The organism is Streptomyces canus (genome assembly GCF_030815415.1).
GTDB classification, from domain to species: domain Bacteria; phylum Actinomycetota; class Actinomycetes; order Streptomycetales; family Streptomycetaceae; genus Streptomyces; species Streptomyces canus_F.
In genome coordinates this window covers 55,322-73,894 of the sequence record NZ_JAUSWW010000003.1, presented here as the reverse complement: position 1 = coordinate 73,894, position 18,573 = coordinate 55,322, and the positions used below count along the sequence as shown (strand labels likewise).

At 68.0% G+C, this 18,573-nt stretch carries 17 protein-coding genes and 3 pseudogenes; 10 read left to right on the top strand and 10 right to left on the bottom strand.

The features are described from left to right. Positions 1–4 precede the first annotated feature (4 nt). Positions 5–1,198 (bottom strand): hypothetical protein, encoded by a 1,194-nt coding sequence (locus QF037_RS50690; protein WP_307038423.1) that lies wholly within the window; start codon positions 1,196–1,198, stop codon positions 5–7. A 50-nt stretch (positions 1,199–1,248) separates the two neighbouring features. Between QF037_RS50690 and QF037_RS50685 the strand changes: the two genes are divergently transcribed. Together QF037_RS50685 and QF037_RS50680 are read left to right on the top strand one after the other, a co-directional pair. Next, a complete protein-coding gene (locus QF037_RS50685) occupies positions 1,249–1,476 on the top strand; it encodes a hypothetical protein (protein WP_307038422.1) in 228 nt (75 codons plus the stop codon). Between the two features lie 11 nt (positions 1,477–1,487). Further along, positions 1,488–1,610, top strand: a pseudogene (locus QF037_RS50680) (IS630 family transposase); the annotation flags it as partial. A 27-nt stretch (positions 1,611–1,637) separates the two neighbouring features. Here the strand turns inward: QF037_RS50680 and QF037_RS50675 are convergent. Then, the gene (locus tag QF037_RS50675) at positions 1,638–2,300 is read right to left on the bottom strand and encodes a M15 family metallopeptidase (RefSeq protein WP_307038421.1); all 663 of its coding nucleotides are present in this window, start codon (positions 2,298–2,300) and stop codon (positions 1,638–1,640) included. A 111-nt stretch (positions 2,301–2,411) separates the two neighbouring features. Here QF037_RS50675 and QF037_RS50670 point away from each other — a divergent pair, with 111 nt between their 5' ends. Continuing rightward, complete coding sequence (locus QF037_RS50670; RefSeq protein WP_307038420.1) at positions 2,412–2,621, top strand: hypothetical protein; 210 nt, start codon at positions 2,412–2,414, stop codon at positions 2,619–2,621. Between the two features lie 341 nt (positions 2,622–2,962). Then, the gene (locus QF037_RS50665) at positions 2,963–4,402 is read left to right on the top strand and encodes a NucA/NucB deoxyribonuclease domain-containing protein (RefSeq protein ID WP_307038419.1); all 1,440 of its coding nucleotides are present in this window, start codon (positions 2,963–2,965) and stop codon (positions 4,400–4,402) included. A gap of 65 nt (positions 4,403–4,467) precedes the next feature. Here the strand turns inward: QF037_RS50665 and QF037_RS50660 are convergent, their stop codons facing one another. From QF037_RS50660 to QF037_RS50650, 3 genes are all read right to left on the bottom strand, one after another. Continuing rightward, positions 4,468–4,914: a hypothetical protein gene (locus QF037_RS50660; protein WP_307038418.1), complete on the bottom strand. Its 447-nt coding sequence runs from the start codon at positions 4,912–4,914 to the stop codon at positions 4,468–4,470. A gap of 361 nt (positions 4,915–5,275) precedes the next feature. Next, complete coding sequence (locus QF037_RS50655) at positions 5,276–5,587, bottom strand: putative quinol monooxygenase (protein WP_307038417.1); 312 nt, start codon at positions 5,585–5,587, stop codon at positions 5,276–5,278. A gap of 180 nt (positions 5,588–5,767) precedes the next feature. Beyond that, the gene (locus tag QF037_RS50650) at positions 5,768–6,655 is read right to left on the bottom strand and encodes a TIGR03619 family F420-dependent LLM class oxidoreductase (RefSeq protein WP_307038416.1); all 888 of its coding nucleotides are present in this window, start codon (positions 6,653–6,655) and stop codon (positions 5,768–5,770) included. A gap of 496 nt (positions 6,656–7,151) precedes the next feature. Between QF037_RS50650 and QF037_RS50645 the strand changes: the two are divergent. From QF037_RS50645 to QF037_RS51355, 4 genes and pseudogenes are all read left to right on the top strand, one after another. Then, a pseudogene (locus QF037_RS50645) lies at positions 7,152–7,964 on the top strand (ISAs1 family transposase); the annotation flags it as partial. A gap of 326 nt (positions 7,965–8,290) precedes the next feature. Continuing rightward, positions 8,291–9,220: a hypothetical protein gene (locus tag QF037_RS50640; protein ID WP_307038415.1), complete on the top strand. Its 930-nt coding sequence runs from the start codon at positions 8,291–8,293 to the stop codon at positions 9,218–9,220. Between the two features lie 60 nt (positions 9,221–9,280). Further along, a complete protein-coding gene (locus QF037_RS50635) occupies positions 9,281–9,748 on the top strand; it encodes a hypothetical protein (protein ID WP_307038414.1) in 468 nt (155 codons plus the stop codon). Between the two features lie 277 nt (positions 9,749–10,025). Continuing rightward, a pseudogene (locus tag QF037_RS51355) lies at positions 10,026–10,519 on the top strand (transposase); the annotation flags it as partial. Positions 10,520–10,888: 369 nt separating this feature from the next. Here QF037_RS51355 and QF037_RS50620 read toward each other — a convergent pair. Both QF037_RS50620 and QF037_RS50615 read right to left on the bottom strand, forming a co-directional pair. Continuing rightward, positions 10,889–11,179, bottom strand: coding sequence for a hypothetical protein (locus tag QF037_RS50620; protein ID WP_307038411.1), 291 nt, complete (start codon positions 11,177–11,179; stop codon positions 10,889–10,891). Between the two features lie 294 nt (positions 11,180–11,473). After that, complete coding sequence (locus QF037_RS50615) at positions 11,474–12,403, bottom strand: AraC family transcriptional regulator (protein WP_307038410.1); 930 nt, start codon at positions 12,401–12,403, stop codon at positions 11,474–11,476. A 100-nt stretch (positions 12,404–12,503) separates the two neighbouring features. Between QF037_RS50615 and QF037_RS50610 the strand changes: the two genes are divergently transcribed. Further along, positions 12,504–13,418 (top strand): MBL fold metallo-hydrolase, encoded by a 915-nt coding sequence (locus QF037_RS50610; RefSeq protein ID WP_307038409.1) that lies wholly within the window; start codon positions 12,504–12,506, stop codon positions 13,416–13,418. Positions 13,419–13,452: 34 nt separating this feature from the next. On the opposite strand, the gene QF037_RS50605 is transcribed toward QF037_RS50610, so the two are convergent. Next, positions 13,453–13,662, bottom strand: coding sequence for a hypothetical protein (locus QF037_RS50605; RefSeq protein WP_307038408.1), 210 nt, complete (start codon positions 13,660–13,662; stop codon positions 13,453–13,455). A 79-nt stretch (positions 13,663–13,741) separates the two neighbouring features. Here QF037_RS50605 and QF037_RS50600 point away from each other — a divergent pair, with 79 nt between their 5' ends. Then, complete coding sequence (locus QF037_RS50600; protein ID WP_307038407.1) at positions 13,742–14,437, top strand: hypothetical protein; 696 nt, start codon at positions 13,742–13,744, stop codon at positions 14,435–14,437. A 150-nt stretch (positions 14,438–14,587) separates the two neighbouring features. Here the strand turns inward: QF037_RS50600 and QF037_RS50595 are convergent, their stop codons facing one another. After that, positions 14,588–18,118 carry a LysM peptidoglycan-binding domain-containing protein gene (locus QF037_RS50595; RefSeq protein WP_307038406.1) on the bottom strand — a complete coding sequence of 1,177 codons (3,531 nt, stop codon included), beginning with the start codon at positions 18,116–18,118 and terminating at the stop codon, positions 14,588–14,590. Then, positions 18,118–18,570 (bottom strand): TadE/TadG family type IV pilus assembly protein, encoded by a 453-nt coding sequence (locus QF037_RS50590; protein ID WP_307038461.1) that lies wholly within the window; start codon positions 18,568–18,570, stop codon positions 18,118–18,120. The genes QF037_RS50595 and QF037_RS50590 overlap by 1 nt, the downstream gene beginning before the upstream one ends. Positions 18,571–18,573: the final 3 nt, after the last annotated feature.

Below are 18,573 nucleotides of genomic sequence, written 5' to 3'. Positions count from 1 at the left end.
CCAGTTATCGCGGGATCACCAGATCCCTCAGTTGCGAGGGGGTGGGTCCCTTCTCCCGGTAGAGGAGGACGATCGCGACAATGACCACTATCGGGAGCAGGGCACTGAGTGCGGCTTCAGGTAAACCTGCCAGAGCAGCGCCTGTCATGGTCACCACGACAACCCCGCCAACCGCTATCACCCGAAGGTGCTCCCTGTGAGCCGCCGGTTCAACATCCCCGATCTGATCCTCATCAAGCAGCTTGCTGACTCTCCCTTCCGCGTACCGCTCCGCAATGGTGAGCAACAAGACGGTGAGATCCTGCAACGCCTTCTTGGGATTTGAGTCTTGCTGTGCCTCGGCGGCTCGCAAGGCTCCGACCACCCGAGCAATGTGGACCTTGGTGGCGCGCTCCTGATGGACACGCGCTCTGCCCCGCCTCGTACGAGGCGCCTGCCAAAGGATGCGCTCAACGGCGCGCAGCGAAACTCTGGGTACATCGTCCCCTGGGGCCGCGGTCTCCAGTTGCTTGTACTCTCGGGCGCACTCGACAGCTGTCAACACCAGGACCACCACCGGCCAACAGCGCCAGTAGTCGTTCGCATGCCTCGCTCGGAGCTTGCGCTGCTGCGCCTTTCGCTCCCGCTGCTCGGGCCGCTGGGAGACCACCGCCATGATCCTGAAGGCCAGTGGAATCAGGATTCCGGCCACCAGTAGCACCAGAACGCCCCGCAACCCTTCGAGGGCATCTGCCGACCCATTCCACGCTTCTACGGCACGAGGGATGCCGACCACCCCCTCCGCCAAAGATCGCCAAGGGTTGGACATCTCTTGTTGCGAGTTGATCGGCTGGGGATCCCCCATGAAGAGTCTCTCCGCGTTCCAGACGATGGCCGCCACGAGGCCAAACACGAGCACAGATGCAGGGATTTGGATCTGCGCCGCATGCCACCACCTCACGATCCACTCGGGTGTGAGGCCATTCCCGGGCGGAACTCTGCCACCTGCGACGCGCGGAAATACCTCCTCCGCTTCCTTCAGAAGCGGCTCCGCGTGCCGCAGTGCCAACTTGCGTCGACGCCGCCTGACTCTGCGGGCGATCGACCCCTTCACGGCCCGCAATCGTGCACGCGCCCAGTCCCGGAACGGCACGTAGCTCCACAAGAAGAGAACAGCCAGAAGAACAACCAGTACCTGTAACGCCAGAAGCACCTTCACGTCGGGCAGTTTCGCCGACGGCACTGACAGTCGCCCCAGAAACGTCCACGGTGCTGCCCCCGGTCCGCCTGCCGTTCCGGGTCTACCACCTCTGGGTCGAGCAGCGGGTGCACAGCGAGATGCCCTCTCTTCAGGCCATTGCCCAGGAGTGCGCAGCCCAGGGGATCACTGCGCAGCACAACAGGTCCGTCACCACCGCCTACCTCGCCGACCAGGTCGAGGACTTCGAAAGGCGCTGGCAGGCCCTCACCCGCCACCACGCGCAGAACCAGCAGTGAAACCGCGGCCTTATCTGTGCTGGCGCAACCAGAACGCCCGCCACCCCGATGTCCTGGCCGCCCAGCGGCGCGAGCGCGCCCGCGTCCGCAGCGAGAGAGGCATCCGATGGGGCGGGCGCTCCGCCGTCGTGTGACCGGTCAGTCCGGAAGGGCCGGGCCGGTCAGCTGCACGAGCCGATTTCTTTCGGGCCGTAGAGGGCTGCGGCCTCTCCCGTGATCAAAGCCCAGTAGCGGTCCCCGAAAGACCAGTGCCACCATTCCGTGGGGTAGTTCACCAGCCCCGCAGCTGTGAGCACCGTGCCCAGCAGCTTCCGGTTGGCGCGGGCCTCCTCGCTGATGTTGGCGGCATGGGTGTAGCAGGCGCCGGCGCTCTCCTCCGGGTCTGCGTTCATGCGCGTGCCCAGGTCCAGCTCGTGCCCGTCGGCGCTGGCCAGGGTGAGGTCGACAGCCGCGCCGGCACTGTGCGGAGCGATCTCGGGTGGTGACACATACCGACTCGCCGCCGAGTGGATCTGCTTGGCGGACCAGTCGAGGTGGGCAGCCCGGAGCTGATCGGCGTACTCCTCGAAGTACTCCCGCTGGAGGGGAGGGGGCCGGTACCCCTCAACGAACAGCAGCCGCAAACCATGCGGAAGCATCGTCTGAGCCTTGAGTAGCCGTTCCACCACGCCTTCCCGCAGGTACGCGAAGGTATCTGCCGGGTCCTGCTTGCGTGTATCGACGAGCAACGAGCCGCCGAGGCGGACGTCCACAAGGCGTTCACCGCACTCGACAACAGGTAGGGCAGCAACCTTCGGGTCCGACATCAACACGATCTCAGTCATGACGCGATCTTCTCTTCCCGCAGGGGCTCAAACCGGCGAACCTTCCCGGTCTAGAGGGCTTTGCGTTGGTCCCTTCCACTGCCGTGCAGAAGATGGTTGATCAACTGCTCCGTGGCCGTCGCGCTGTCCCGCCTCGGCGACGTGCGGGCCGTGCGGGACATGCCGGGCGTGGACTGGGAAGCCGTTTGGGGCCTGCCCAGGGGGGCAGTCTCGCCGCTGCGCGAGCACGCGGCCCTCGCCCCCACCCGGGCCGCCGTGGTGAAGGGCTTCGCGCAGGGGTTCGCCGACCGGCACCATACGCCGGTGTGGGCCTGGAACTGACCGTACTCCGGAGGCCGCGCATCACCTCCTGCTTTGCCTCAACGTGCTGCTTCGCGAGGGCTGCCGGTGTCACGAGGACAATCCGGAAGCGCCCTGGCCGATATGTGCAGGACTGATGATTTCTGTGTGCTGGCTGATACGCGACTTGCTGATGATCTATCAGTTCCCTTTGCTGTTACGTGGTTTGACAGTGGCTTACGGGGGCGAGGGCACGCGCTGAGGGTTGCCCGAGGCACACGACGTCGCCCGCGCGGGCCGTGACCTCAAAGGGGGAGAGTCAGTTGAGAGCACGCGCGTTACGGACGACGGTCTTAGGGGCGTTGTCCGCAGCTTTGCTGTTGGTGGGAGTGCTTCCTGCGCAGGCCGCCTCCGGCGCAACGAACGCGGCCGGTGGGGACGACGTGACGTACAAGGTCATCCCGTATGTGATCTCGGATCCTGATCTGGTGGCCCACCCGGAGAGGGTGATCAAGGAGCTCAACCGCAGTGGTGGATCGCTCGATGCCCTGGGTGTTGCTCCGGCCACCAAGGACGGGCCGTCGAAGATCACGAAGTCCAAGGCCGCACAGGGCGTCGACGCTCAAGCGGAGCCAGAGTCGTACGTGGTGGATTCCTCACGGTTCCCCGCGGGCCGGATCCCGGACGACATCTACGACTACCCGACCTCCGACCAGTGCGAGGACCAGTACGACCTGGCCTCGCGCGACCAGGGGTGGATCAAGAACCGGTACTCCTACTGCCAGATCCATCTGCTGGTGATGCCGGCCGTCCGGTGCGGCATCTTCCCGCCCCGATGCACCACCACCGGTGTCTTCGTGTCCCGCAACCGGTTGATGGGCTTCGGCAAGGTCGGCGGCGCGGAACACGCCAGCACCTCGCGGTGGGCGGACTTCCGCCTGCAAGTAGGCGTCATCCAGGCCACAGGACCCTTCGCAGAGTCCGGTGCGGACCTCACCGCGGAGATCGAGTGCGAGGGCAACTACCTGGACGACGACTATCCGCAGACCGACGAGAACGCCTGTTTCGCCGGACTGAACGACGAGGTCGAGAAGCCGATCGGTGAATGGCGCCGGGACGGTTCCGCGCACCTGGACCTGCTCTCGCAGGCATCCAGCCCGGATGCAGCCATGGGCGAGCAGATCGGCACAGGCGTCTTCCACATCGAGTACGACTTCGACCTGCCCTGGTACTTCCAGTTCATCGACACCGAGAGCCCCGAAGGCGGCATGCGGTTCGACTCGGCCTGGTATCTGCAGTCACACAAACTCGGGTCTGTGTTCGACCGGGCGGTGCCGGGCATGTCCTACACGAAGTCGGATGCGGCAGTCGGCGGCGTCGCCACGCACCTCGAGGAGGCCCGCGCCAACCCGGCGGCCACCATGCCGACCCAGGCAGACAAGCACCTGGCCGGCGGCTCACCAGGCGACCCGATCCACCGTCTCGCCCAGGCCAAGGGGGACAAGCAGAGTTTCCGGTACGACGAAAACCGGCGCATAGTCCGCAACTTCTGCGCGACCAAGGCGATGCAGGACCTCAAGGCAAGCCTGCCAGCCGACCAGGGCCCGTACGACTGCGACGAGTACCCGATGGCCTCGACGTACGAAGGCGCGGGCCGGCACCTGTTCCCCGACGAGCCCTACGGTGGCACCCAGTACGAACGCCACTACTCGGCACGGTGGGTCAACAGCGAGGTCAACCAGGAAGCCGGACGACGACTCGGCCGCTGGTACGACGTAGACCGGCTGCTCGACCAGGACGCGTTCTACATTCCCATCCGCTGACCGCCGACCACTGACCAGGAACGCTGTGGGGCCCCGCTCGTCAGCGGGGCCCCCACTTGCCGCGCTCAGCCTATGTCCGGCCAGAACTGAACCAGCGCCCAGCCGCCCGGCCGCGCGAACCCGTTGTCCGGGACAGGGGTGTTCTCCCGCCACCCCACGCGGGCGCGCCACTTTCCGGCCTGCGGGAGCCGAAACACGTCCGACTTGCCCCCGGCCGCGATCTCATCCACGAGAAACCGGCCCGAGGGGAGGTCCAGCAACAACTCCTTGGTCGACGGCCAGTCGTCCGCCGCCACCGGCGCCGGACCGTCCCAGGCCTCCAGCCGCAGCCGAGCGTTCAAAATGTCCTCGGCCGACCCGATATAGAGCATGGTGGCGTTGGCGCTGACGAAACTGCCGACGGAGCGCGGGGAGGCAGGCCGTTCCCCCGCCTGGCCCTCCTCATCGATCAGGCCGAACAGCCGGTGGTCCACGACCACATCCAGTTCTCGGCACGACACAAGCTCAGGCATACAACACCCTCTGAGGCCGACGTATCACGAGCTGCTCCCCGGCAGGCTATGCCCTGACGCCCTCTGCGCCCAGCCCGTCCAGGCGATGCGCACCGCGGAGGACCGTGGTCGCGGCCTCTTGGCCTAGTGGTCGGGACCGGTAACCGGAACTTCTCTGAACAAGGGCACGCTTTGTAGGTGTTTTCGAACCCAGAGTGGCTGGCCTCGAAGGCCAGGCTTGTTCCGTTGAGCTCGCCCACGGTGGAGTAGGGCGCGGATGGAGTTCCGGGGCGGGTACCGGGTCACCGGGCTGTTCTGAGTGGGGTTGATCAGGGTGTGGGGGAGGGTTGCCCGTTGCCGTGGTGATTGCTGCCGGGGGTTTTCATCCGCGCAGCCCGGCTCCACCGGCGGGGTGCAGGTCGATCCGCTCGGGCACTCCCGCCAGGAGCGGTATGGCTTGCCCGATCAGTTCCTTGGCTCCGGGCGCGGACAGTGCGCCCTCGTGGTCGGCTGCGCTGCGCCAGATTTCGGTGACCCATACGACGTCTTCCTCACCGGGCGTGGTGTTGACGACGTACAGCTCGCATCCGGAAGCGTTCTGCGCCTGTTGTGCGGCCTGCAGGAGGACCTTGACGAGGGCGTCGCGCTGCCCGGGCTGGGTGCGGAACTTGACGTACAGGCCGACCTTGTTCATGTCTTCTCCAGCTGCGTCATCGGGTTCCGGGGTGGTGATCGTACGGGTCCGCGGGGGCGGGGGCCGGCTCGGGTTCTCGTTGTACCGGTGTGGTCCGGCTCTGGGAGTCGGCCGGGTACGGCACTACCGCTTCCTACGGCGCATGCGCTGAGGAGGCCTCCGCGCTGGCCGCGCCACGCCTCAGGTGAGTTGTGGTGCGACCTCGGCTGCGATCCATTCCATCGCGTCTTCGACATGCTCGGCCGCGACGGGCAGCCACAGGGTGCAGGCAGTCAGTCCAGCCTCGGTGAGTTGCCCGAGGTCGTCGGTGACGCTCGCTGGCGTGGGTGTGGCGCCGCCGAGTGGCCGTCCCGGTGGTGGTACGGCCGCGGGGACGCCGGGCGGGGTGAGGGAGGCAGCCGAGGCGAGGCTGAGGCGGTCGGCCTGTCCTGTGTCAGTTGAGAGTTCGTGCAGCCGGCGTCGCACGTCGGTGACCTCCGCAGGGTCGGCGCCGGTGCCGTACCAGCCGTCACCGAACCGCAGCGCGCGGCGTAGGGCGGCGTTGCTGTGTCCACCGACCCACACGGGCGGGCCGCCGGGGGTGAGCGGAGGAGTTCCCAGATGCGCGGCGCGCAGTGTGGTGAACGGCCCGTCGAAGTCTGCGGGGCGCCGGGTCCACAGGGCCTTGGCGGCTGCGAGGTGGTCGTCGGTGCGTGCGCCGCGTTCGCGCGCGGGTACGCCGACAGCATTGAACTCGTCGGGATTCCAGCCGGTGCCGACGCCCAGGATCAGGCGGCCGCCGGACACGACGTCCAGGGTGGCCGCTTGGTTGGCGAGCACCAGCGCCGGATAGTACGGCGCGACGAGCACGGACGTCAGCAACCGTAGGCGCGTCGTGGCGCCGGCGACGGCCGACAGCAGGACGAGCGGGTCGGTGTCGAGGCCGAACCCGCTGTCCAGGAGTCGGTTGCCGACGGCGACGTGGTCGAAGCCTAAGTCCTCGGCACGGCGCGCAGCACGGAGCACACTGCCTCCGTCGTCGAGCGGCCAGCGCGGCTGGAGGGAGACGCCGAGGCGCAGCAGGGGCATGGGGTGACCTTTCGGTGGCGGTCTGTTGGCGGTCTGGTGGCGGTGACAGGGCGATCACACGACAGCCCTGTCGCCACACCCCAACTCCCGTACCGCCACGATTCATCCCACTTGGAGGCAGCGTTTGCCCACCGGGGCACGCGCTGGGGCCGATGCTTCACAGCAGCGGCGTGCACACAACCCGGTGAATCGTCCCGGTCAGTGGACGTTAAGTCCGATCTTTGCCGGTTCGTGATCGCTCGATCGTGTGACTGCTCGCTACGCCGTTCCTCGAAGCGGGCCTCCTCGAGCGCGGCCGCAGCCTCACCATCGGTCATCCCCCGGGCCCGCCGACGTACCGAGGCGCGGCTCACCGCCGCCCGGTCGACCGGTGGCGTCGGTGTCGCGGCGGCACCGGGGCGGGGCGGGAGTGCTCAATCGTCACGACCTCGCATTCGCTGAGGTGAAAGAGGAGATCCCGTCGACTTGCGGGCCTTTCACGGCGGGCCGATTCCTTGATCAGGTGATGCCCGACGGTGGAATCGAGCGGGAACAGCGCCGAGCGCATCGGGCGGCTACCTGTGCCGAGCCAGTGCGGTCCAGGCGCCGGGCGATCGCGGTGGACGGCAAGTGCCTGCGCGGCGCGAAGCGACCGGACGGCAGCCGGGTCTTCGTGCTGTCCGCGGTCCGCCACGGCGACGGCGTCACGCTCGCCTCGCGCGAGATCGGCGCGAAGACCAACGAGATCCCCGAGTTCGCACCCTGCTCGATCAGATCGACGACACGGATCTCGCGGGGACCGCCGTCACCGCCGATGCCCTCCACGTCCAACGCGACCACACCACCTATCTGCACGTCCACGCCCTGGCCCTGGAAGGACATCCCCGTGGTCCACCGCGACGACGTGCGAGGGCACGGCCGCCACGAGCAACGGATCGTCCAGGTCGTCACCGTCGCGGGCCTGCTCTTTCCGTACGCGGCCCAGGTCCTGCGGATCAAGCGCCGTCGCCGTCTCTACGGCGCGAAGAAGTGGTCCAGCGAGACCGTCCACGCCATCACCGACCTGGCCGCCGAAGAGGCGAACGCAGCCGCGATCGCGTCATGAGCTCGCGGGCACCGGACGGTGGAAAACACCGTCCACCGGGTCCGAGATGCTGTCTTCGAAGAGGACAAATCGAAGCTCAGAACCCGCAACGCGCCAGCCGTGCTCGCTGCCGTCCGTGACCTGATCCGCAGCGCACTCAAGCTCGCCGGATACATCAACACCGCCGCCGGACGCCGAGCCCATACCGACCGCCCCCGAGCCCTCACTCTCTACGGCATCACATGATCAAATCGGACGAGCCGGGCAAACGCCGGGGCCCTGGCATCACCTGTGCCCGCCGCCTCACGTCGAATTCCGGTGTGCGGTGGCCGCTCCTTGTGGGGCGAATGACCGGCACACTCAGCGACCGGGCCGGACTACTGTGCCCGTCGTACGGGGCTGACACCGACCATGACGGGCGGGCGCCACCTCACTTTTGCATTCCCGTTCATGCCCTGGACGGCAGACATCGGCAGGGCCATTTGATCAGTCAGGTACGACGGAACCACCGACCACAGCGGAAGTCTCTTGAGTACGGCACTCGCGCCGAAAACGGGAAGGGCGGACCTCGGATGAGGCAAAAGATCCCCATTGCTGTCGCCGCCGTGGTGGCCGCCTGCTTTATAACTGGCTGCGACGTCACATCGCCTGACCGGTCGTATTCCGCCGATCCGGGGCAGGGGAAGGCAGCAACTGTTGCCGATGCAAAACTCCGGGATCTCACCGTTGAGGACGAGATCGAGGTGGAGCGCGCCGAGCAGAGGCTTGTCAAGGCGTGCATGGCAGAACAGGGTTTCCCCTACTGGGAGTTCCCGGTGCCCGGCGTCGATGAGCGCAGAGCGGGCCGCTATGTGACGGACGACGTCCGGTGGGCCAAGAAGTACGGGTACGGCCGCCTCTTCGGTGAGAAGGCGGAGGAAGTTCGTTTGACGCACCCGACCGTCACCTACCAGAAAAAACTGGCCAAGGAGGAACGGGCCGCCTACTCGAAGGCGCTGGACGGCGACTGGCGTGACGCGATGACAGTCGAACTTCCCGGTGGCACGGGCACCATTGAGACCCCTCGCGGGGGGTGCTCCAACGAAGCACGAAAGCAACTCTACGGTGACCCCGAGACCTGGTTCACCGTCCGTAGGACCATCACCGGCCTGATGCCGCTCTACGTGCCCGACGTCATGAAGGACAAGCGCTTCACGGAGTCCCTCGAGAAATGGTCGCGCTGCATGGAGAAAGCTGGCCGGCCCTTTGATAACCCGGACAAGCTCCGCGCGAAGCGCGATGTTCTTACCGAGGGGATGCCGTTCACAGAGGCTAACAAATTCGACACGGAACTGGCCGTCATCGATGCGACCTGCGCCAAGGAGTCATCCCTGGGCGAGATCGCACGCTCGCTCGAAATCACCTACCTGGAAAAGGTGCTGGAGCGGTACGGCAAGGAAAATGCTGAATATCGAAAGATGCGCCTGAACGCCTTGGTGCAGGCCAGGAAGACCCTTTCCTGAACAGAACTTCCACAGACTCGAATCTGTGGATTAAAAATCCAAAATCAAAGGAGATTTATCATGCGCAAACTGCCCTCACTCGCAGCCATCGCGACGCTGGCCGGCGTCGCGGTTATCGCTCCCGCCCCCGGCGCTTCGGCTGCCCCCTCGTGCCACGACAACTACCGCAATGCTGAGGCCGGCTATATGTACGCCTACAATGATGCCTACTGCGAAGGGCTTCTCGGCCGCGCCGTTGGGGACGACAGGGACTGGGGCGACAGTGCCAGCAGCTTCCAGGGAAGCGACGACAACAGGGCCGGCTCCATCCTGAACAAGGGTGAATATTCAGTGGTGAAGTTCATGCAGTTCCCTCGCTCCTTCGACGGCTTCAACCCTCACATCTGTCTGACTCGCTCCGAGGGCTTCGCTTCGAACCTCAGCGACGACTACTGGATGGAAGACAGTTCCCACCACGGGAGCGTCAACAACGACATCAGCGCTCACCTGTGGGTCGGCCTGGACTCCTGTTCGGCCTTCGCGAAGTAACCCACACCCCATCGGCTGCGCGCGAAGCCGGCCTCGATCTTGCCGAACGGTCTGCCGACGGAACCGGCGGACCGTTCTGCGTTCCCTGCCGGGTCGGTGCCGGGTTCCGCAGCCGGGCGGCGGGGCGGCTCTGACGCAGCCCCCGGCTCGGGCCCGCACGCAGTGCCGAGACTCAGTGGACGGCAAGTCCGATATTCATCGGTTCGTGACCGCTCGATCGTGTGACTGCTCGCTACGGGGGCCCGATGGTCGGCATGGACATCCTGGGATTCGGGTCATGGACAGAGAGCCGTATCCGAGCGACTTGTCGGACGAGCAGTGGGCCTTGCTGGAGCCGATGACCGCGGGCTGGAAGCAGGACCGGGCGGCGCGCTCGGCGACCAGCGACCGGCGACCGGGGGTCCTGTGATCTCCGGGAGGTCGTGAACGCGATCTTCTACCAGAACCGGACGGGCTGTCAGTGGCGCCATCTGCCGCATGACCTGCCGTCCTGGTCGGCGGTTTTTACTACTTCACGCTCTGGCGCCAGGACGGCCCGGACCAGCGGATCCTGGAACTCCTGCGCTGCCAGGTGCGGGAGAATGCCCGCCGATTAGAGGATCTGTCCCTCGTGATCATCGACACCCAGTCCGTGCGTGCGGCCGCCCGGTGTCCCCAAAGACCACGACCGGACTGGACGGCAACAAGAAGGTGTCGCGCATCAAGCGCGGTCTGGCTGTGGACGTTCTGGGCCTGGTCATCGGCGTGGTCGTCCCGCCGGCCTCCGCCCATGCCAGGCCATCGCGAAAACCTTCAACCAGCACCCCCGCCAGGCATTCCCGGCCCGAGAACTGCACGAACTCCGCGATATGCCCACCGAGGAAGCGGCCGTCAACATCACCCGAAGCCGCCTCGCACGCCTCCTCCGGCAAGGCTTCCTCACCCAACCCGGACGAGGCCAGTACCAGAAACGGACTTAACGTCCACTCAGAGCACCAGGCGGGCGCCAACTGGGACTCGGCCGGGTACGGCACTACCGCTGCCTACGACCCGTGCGCCGAGGAGGCCTCCGCGCTCGCGGCCTCGCGCCCGTACCGGGGACATGCCTCTGCTGGTTCTGGTGGACCGCTGTGGGATGGAGCTCGGAGCGGTGCCGGCAGGTCAGGTGTCGGTAATTGGCGTGAGGGTTTCCAGGGGGACGTCGAAGACGAAGCGTGTGTCGTTGGGGCCGCCCTCCAGCCACCAGGTGCTCACCGTGGCGACGTCGTCGGCGATCTCTTCGATCGTGCACTGGATGCTGGTGGGGCAGGGGTAGGGCGAGGTTGGCTGCAGGTTTCCGTCGAAGTAGGCGGTTTTGCCGACGAGTTGGTGAGGGCGGCGAACTCCACCAGGATCAGGCCCGGTTGTGGTTCGTCGGTGAGCCAGCAGACGGCGGTAGCGGGCAGTTCGCAACCATCACCCTCGCCCAGTTTTGTCCCCATGGCCGCACATTACCCATCGGGTGGCGTACGGCACGACCGGTTGAGCGGCACCTCACGAAGCACTGCTACAGGCTGGGTTGTAGGTTCCATGATCTCGTGCGCGTTGGTTTCTGTGGGGACGCCGGAATGAGCGGGAGATGGGCACTGGCCATGTCGGTCCGTCATGCGCCATCGTGCCTGTCGGCCTACGGGCCGGTCGCCGGACCGGCGTGCAGTCTGGCGTGGGTTTCTGCGAGCAGCAAGGGTGAGGGTTCATCAAGGGCTTTCACGTGGACGCAGATCGCCCTGCTGTCTGTGTCCGGTATTGCCCCGGGGTGGTACCGAATTGCCGACTGAAGGCATGTGAGAGGGCGTAGGGGGTGCCGTAGCCGACGCGGCGGGCGATGGTGGCCAGGGGGTCGGGGGTGTCGCGGAGCAGGGTGGCGGCGAACGTCAGGCGCCACCAGGTGAGGTATGCCATCGGTGAGCGGCCGACGAGGGTGGTGAAGCGGCGGGCCAGGGTGGCGCGGGACACGCCTGCCTCGGCGGCCAGACGGTCGTTGGTCCACGGGGCGGCCAGGTCCGAGTGCAGCGCCCGTAGGGCGGCGGCCGCCACTGGGTCGCCCAGTACGGCCGGCCAGGCACCGCTGGTGCCCTGGGCCGCCCAGGAGCGGATCATGTAGACGAGGAGGAGGTCGAGCAGGCTGGGCACCGCAATGCACGCGCCGGGCCCTGATGCGCCCAGCTCGTGGCCCAGCAGGTCGACGGCGGCGCGCAGTTCGAGATGGGCACCCACTCGGTTCGGCAGGTGGACCACTGTCGGCAGTTCCTCCATGAGCGGGTGCATGCGACTGCGGTCGAGCCGGTACTTGCCGCACAGCATCTGCACCTCGCCCGAGCTGGCTCGGGGCCGGCGCGGCCCCCTCTCCTCGAGCCACCGCTCGAACGGCACCGCCTGCTCCACGGTCATCGCATCGGCTGGACTGTCGGCGATCACGTGTCCCGTGCCGTGCGGCAGCAGCACCACGTCACCCGCGCCGAGCGAGAGGGGAGAGCCACTGTCGGGCAGCAGCCAGCAGCTGCCCTCCAGCACCACATGGAAGCCGGCACCGTCGTACGGGGCGAGCCGCGTGCACCAGCTCCCGCTCACCCGCACACGGTTTGAAGAGGGACGCCCGATGCGCACTGCCGAGACTGCGTCGCTCACCACATCCATCGGGCGAGGATACCCATAGCGTCAGTGGTGAGACGGATGCGTATCTGAACGAGCCGTGCAGGCATTGAGAGGCTCATCTGTCCTTCCTAGAGTCGATGGCATGAAGAGCGAGAGCATGCAGAGCATCGTGCTCGGCGATGTCGAGGTCATCCGAGTCGTCGAGTGGCAAGGGGCGTTCGCGCCCGCACGCAGCCTGGTTCCGGAGTCCGGCGCCGAGGTGTGGAAGGGCAACGAGGACTGGCTGGCGCCGGATCACTGGGAACCGGACAGCGACAGGGCGGTGGTGGCTCTGCAGACCTGGGTGCTGCGCAGCTGCGGTCGGACCATCCTGGTCGACACCGGGGTAGGGAACGGGCGCGAGCGGCCAGGCTCGGCGCAATTCCACCACTGGCAGGGCGATTTCCTGAGTGGGCTGGCGCGGGTCGGAATCCGGCCGCAGGACGTCGACGTCGTCGTCAACACCCACGTCCACGGTGATCACGTCGGTTGGAACACCGTCGGTGTGGATGAAGGGTGGGAGCCCACGTTCCCCAACGCCCAGTACCTCATCCCCGCCGCGGACGACTTCCACTTCGGACCGGACAACGCCTACGGGAGCGGCCGCCGGGAGGATGACCGGCTGATCTACGAGGACAGCATCGCGCCCGTCCACCGGGCCGGGCAGACCGTCCTGTGGGACGGCACCCACCGCATCGATGAGTACCTCACTCTGGAGTCTGCGCCAGGCCACACGCCCGGCTCGTCCGTACTGCGGCTCGCATCCGGGAGTGACCGGGCGGTCTTCGTCGGCGATCTTCTGCACAGCCCGGTGCAGATCCTCACTCCCTCCTGCAGCAGTTGCTTCTGTCTGGATGCGGAACAAGCAGCGGCCAGCCGCCGTCGGATCCTCGAACGAGCTGCTATCGAACGTGAGTTGGTCGTCCCTGCACACTTCGGCGGGGCGGGTGCCGTGGAAGTCCGGCAAGAGGGCGGCGAGTTCACCCTCGGGCGGTGGGCGGCCTACGGTACGCAGTAGGTCGCGTCAGTCAGTGTGCATTGAGTCGCGGATCCTACAGTGCCGTCGCTGTCCCGGGGGTGTTGAGGAGTTCGCGGATGAGGTCCTCGGTCTCCGTTTCCAGTGAGCAGTCCAGTGTCTGGTTGATCTGCTGGATCCGGGTGATGGTGGTGTGCAGGCCGGAGCGGTTCCCGGCGGCGTGCTCGATTCGCATCAGGTCCCGGTGGAGCAACTCGGCGCTGTCGTCGGCGCCGATGCCGATCATGACGGCTCGTCTGGCCGCGCTGAGGTGGTGCAGCGGGCCACGTGGGTACGGCGTTCGGGCCGCCTCGTATGCTGCGCGGATGAGTGATCAGAGGATGAACGCGCCCGTGGCGGGCGGTGTCGGGGACGCGGCCGGGGCTGGAGTGCCCGCTCCAGGTGGGCAGCGCACGGGAAGGAGCGCCGGGGCGTCGGTACTCGCCACGCTCTGGGTGCTGCTGGTCGCCTGGGGGATCGCCGCCGGCAACACCGCACTCGCCTACGTCACGCTGGGCATGGACTTCATCCCGATCGCGGCGGGCGTGCTCGGCTGCCTGGTCTTCGTGATCGTGCTGCGGCTGCTCCACAGGGCGTGGTGGCTCGCCGTCCTGTCCGTGGTCCCCGCGCTCTTCATTCTCGTCGGGTCCGTCCAGTACGCCCCCGAGGCGGCGCTCGACCGACGTGGCGTCCGCGAGACCGTCACGATCACCGCGGACAGCGCGGCGGGAACGGCGAGCAAGAACCACCGGTTCACACTGGTCGGGCCGGGCGGTGAACTCGACGAGACCCTCGAGTACCGGGGGAGCAACCCCGGTTACCGGGTGGGCGACCGCATCGAGATCCTCCGCGACCCGGAAGGCGCCGTCCCCCTGGAGGACGCCGTGGACGTCGACCCCGAAGGCAGGCTCGGCGGCCTCGTCGCGGGAGTCGCCGCATGGACGGGCATGACGCTGCTCGCGGGCTGGCGCGGCCATGTGCGCCGACGGGAGAACCGCCGGGCGTGGAGCGGCACGATCTAGGAAGGCACGGGCGACGGGGGCCCCGTGCAGGACAGGGACTTGGGGACGGCGCCGTCGCAGCCCACCTCGCCGGCCTCCACCTGCGCGCCTCGATGATCTGGCTCAGAGAACTCACCCGGACCACCTGGTGATCGCAACCACATACGCTCCCTAGGGGGCTTTGCGTTGATTCCTTCCATTGCCGTGCAGAAGATCGTTGATCAACTGCTCCGTGGCCGTCTCAAGATCGCAGTCCAGTGTCTGGTTGATCTGCTGGATGCGGGTGATGGCGGTGTGCAGGCCGGAGCGGTTCCCGGCCGTGTGCTCGATGCGCATCAGGTCCCGGTAGAGCAGCTCGGCGCTGTCGTCGGCGCCGATGCCGATCGCGACGGCTCGCCGGGCCGCGCTGAGGTCGTGCAGCGGGCCAGGAGGGGTGCGGTGGGTGGCCACTGAGTGCGCGACGTCGATGATCCTCGTGATCATCTCCTGCTGGAAAGGCTCGGCCCAGGGCAGGGGGTTACCGCCGAACGGTGTGCCCCGTACCAGGCTGAGGGCTCGTTCCAGGTCCGGCACACCGGCTGGTCCCTGGGGCAGCGCGCGTTCGGCGAGCTGGAGGAATCTCGTCCAGTCACAGCGCACTTCGGGGGAGAGGCGGTAGGGGTCCTCGCCGGTGTGACGCCGCGGAACGTAGGGATTGCCGGAGGTGTCGCTGCCCAGGGCGCCACGCAGGCCGCGTAGCCGGGAGTTGAGGGTGTTCACACTCCACGGATTGAGGGGGTCCATGTCGGTGCACAGCACGTCGGCGGAGCGACCCGGCCGGAAATACAACAAGGCGGCGAGCTGGCTGCTGCGCGGACCATGCCCGGAGGCAGCGACGCCGTTCACCTCGACCGGCCCCAGGACACGGATCTCCGGCGCGCGCAGGTCATGCGCCGTGCCCTCCGCTCCCACCGGCTCCTCACCGTTCCCGGCACTGTCCTTGGGATCCTCGTTCCCTCCTGCCTCTGCGCCGGAAGCCGGCTCGGTAGCTGCCAGCGGAGTTCCCTCGGTGTCCGGCGCAGACTCGCCGCCAGGTGAAGGTGACGCCCCGGGCAGCAGACGCAGCCCAGCCGGGTCGGCACTGGCCGCGACCAGGGCCGCAAAGACCCCACCTGTCGAGCCGGCATCCGCCGCGGTCTGCGGAACCGGGACCTCGCCAGAGGCGGTCGCCGGTGCAGGGGACTCGGCTGGCGCGGGCTGGGGCAGCTGGTCGGGTTCGTCCGGGACATCCCGCCAGGGGCCCTCGGCCGGCTGGGCCGACTCCCCGGACACCGCGAGCGCCGTGGTGATCTGCAGGTAAGCCGCGTGTTCCAGGCGCTGCACAGTGATGTCGGTGCCGGCGTGGGCGAGGTGCTGCGGGATGTTGAGCGAGGCGTTGAGGATCTCGGCGTCGGGGAAGTGTGCGGCGGCCGAGGTTGCCGGGGCGATCAGGGTGACGGGGACCGGGCCGGCCTTGTCGATGAGTTCGGCGAACCGCCACGACGTGTCTGTGTCCAGTACCGATGCGCACAGCAGCAGATAGGGCTGGTCCTGGGTGTCGGGCAGCTGGCGCGCTTCCAGCAGGCGTTCGCTCAGGTCGCGCAGTGCGTGCGCGGCTTGGCGCATGTGGGCGATCCGTGTGGTGGGCAGCAGCTGCGGCAGGTCCTCGCCGAACCCGATGGTGACGATTTCGACGTCGCTGGCCCACGGGCTCATCCCCAGCTCGAGGGCGAGGGAGGTGCAGACCTCGGTGATGTGTACCGCGCTGCCGTCGAGCAGCAGGGCGGGCAGGGCGGCGAGGTTGAGGAGCAGCAGGTCACCCGTGTCTGTGCTGCCGAGGGTGACCAGCCCCGGGTAGGGGGCGGGCACGTCACGGGCGCTCTCCTCGTCCAGGAGGTCGGCGTCGTCGGGCAGGGCCCACCACCCCGCTGTCCCGGACGAAAACGGCGCTACCGGCTCTTGTGCGAGGTCCTCGGGCAGGACGTCGACGGTGTGCGTGCCGATTCGCGCGGCCCGCAGCTGCGGCAGCCCCGGCGCGTGGTCGGTGTCGGGTAGTTGGTGGGCCAGGGTGCGCAGGGCGTGGTCCAGGCGGCGGGCGCCGCTCGCCTCGGGGCCGCCGGCTTCGGCGGCGGCCGCCAACTGGGCCTCGGCCGTGGAGGGTTCCGACGCGATGGCGATTGTCTCGCCGGGTTTGCGGCGGCGGCGTTGCAGCGTTCTGCGCAGGGCGAGTGCCCCGGTGACGGCGGCTGCCAGCAGTGCGCCGGCGCCGAGCACGATGCGCAGGTTCAGCGAGCTGCTGGCCGGAGTCGACTCGGCCGTGGGTGCCGCGGTTGGGGAGGACGCGTCGGAGGCGGATACTTCGGGTGACGCCGGGGGAGTGGCGGTCGAGGGCGCACCGCTGCTGCTGGGCCCAGGATCCGTAGAGCCGGCTGCGGGCGGAGCACCCTGCTCCTGGTCCTGGTCCTGGTCCTGGTCCTGGTCCTGGTCCTGTTCCTGCTGTTGTTCCTGTCCGGGTCGCTGGGTCGGTGGGCTGGAGGGTGTGCTGGAGGCAGAAGGCTTGGGTGCAGTGGTGGTGGATGGGCTGGGCGCCGGTGGCTGCGCCTCCTGGTCGTCGTGTCCGGGCTGCCGTTCCTCGTCGGGGGCCCCAGTCTCCGGGGGAGCGGGCTGTGGGGAGTCCTGTTCCTCGTCGCCGGTGTGATCCCTCGCTGGTGGCGGGGCGTCTGCCTCGTCTGACTCGTTGGGGGTGGCGGGTACGGTGACGTGCTGGCCTGGGTAGATCACGTCGGGGTCGGTGATGGCCGGCAGGCCGTCCGGCTGCGGCTGATCCTTGCTCGCCGTGAAGAGTTCCGGCCACCGGTTGCCGTCCTCGAGTTCCTGCGCGGCGATGCTGGACAGGGAGTCACCCGGCTCCACGACTTCCACTTGCGCAGGCTCGTCGGCTGCTGCCGGAGCAACCTGGCCGAGCTGCGTATGGGCGCCTCCCGCTGGGCTGTAGGAGCTGGGCATCGTCAGCTGCCAGCCGGGCTGCAGGAACCCGTTGGAGCGGAACACCTGACCGTCGGCCATGGCCGCGCCCTCATTCAGGGCGGCGATCTGGCGCCACTTTTCGCCGTCGCCCAGTTCCTGCTCGGCGATGCTCCACAGGCTCTCCGCGGGCCGCAGCTGGCGCACCGTGTAGGTCGGGGACGATGTGCCCGACGTCGATGTACTCGCCGTGGCGGTCCCGGTGTCGTGCGCAGCGTGGGCTTGGGCGGGCAGGCGGGCTGCGGTTGCGGCGGGGGCGGCCTGGGCGTCGGAGGCCAGCGCTGAACTGGTGGGCAGGAGCACGAGGATGCTGCCGATCAGCAGTGCCGCGGCGCGCTGGGAGGAGCCGAGCCCGCGTGGGGCGTGCCAGGTCCGGCCGCGCAGCTGCGCGACCAGCTCGCGCACTGTGCAGTACGTGAACTGCGCCCAGCCGATCCAGCCCACGCAGGTGATGAGCAGCAGGGCTGCTGAGCCGGTGTCCTGGCGGTCGAGGAGGTGTGCGAGGTCGTCGTGGCCGGCCTCCCACAGCACCGGGGTGGCCCAGGCCAGCAGCAGCGGCAGCCCCACCAGCGTGCTCGCCAGGACGAGCAGGCTCGCCGCGGCCGTGACCGTACGGGCCACGCGGCGGCCTGTGGTGGCGGGGGTGGGGGTGGGGCCCATCAGGTGTTTCCTTCGGGTGCGTTGAGCCCGTACAGGAGGGTGGCCTCGCCGTGGCCGGATACTGGCAGCGAGCCGATCCCGGCAACCGACAGGAACGTCGTGTCGTAGGCGTCGCTGACGTCGACCGTGAGGGTTTTGCCGTCCCCCGACACGGCGACGGTGCCGGTGGCGTCGGCGGAGGCGAGGTAGGCGCGGGCTGCGGCCACCGCGTCCTGCGGATCCACCACGACCGCCTCACCGGGGATGGCCTGGGCGGGGTCGATGGCCTGTCCGCCGGCCCGGGCGGCCTCACCGGCAACGAAGTCGGCGCGCTCCAGGGCGCGCATCCTGCTGCCCCCGTCGACCGCGACACCGATGATGCCGATCAGCGCGATGACGCACACCGCGACGAACACCGTCACCCCACCCCGGTCATCGAACGCAGCGTGCCGGGCCCGCTGCTGGAAGCGCATCCT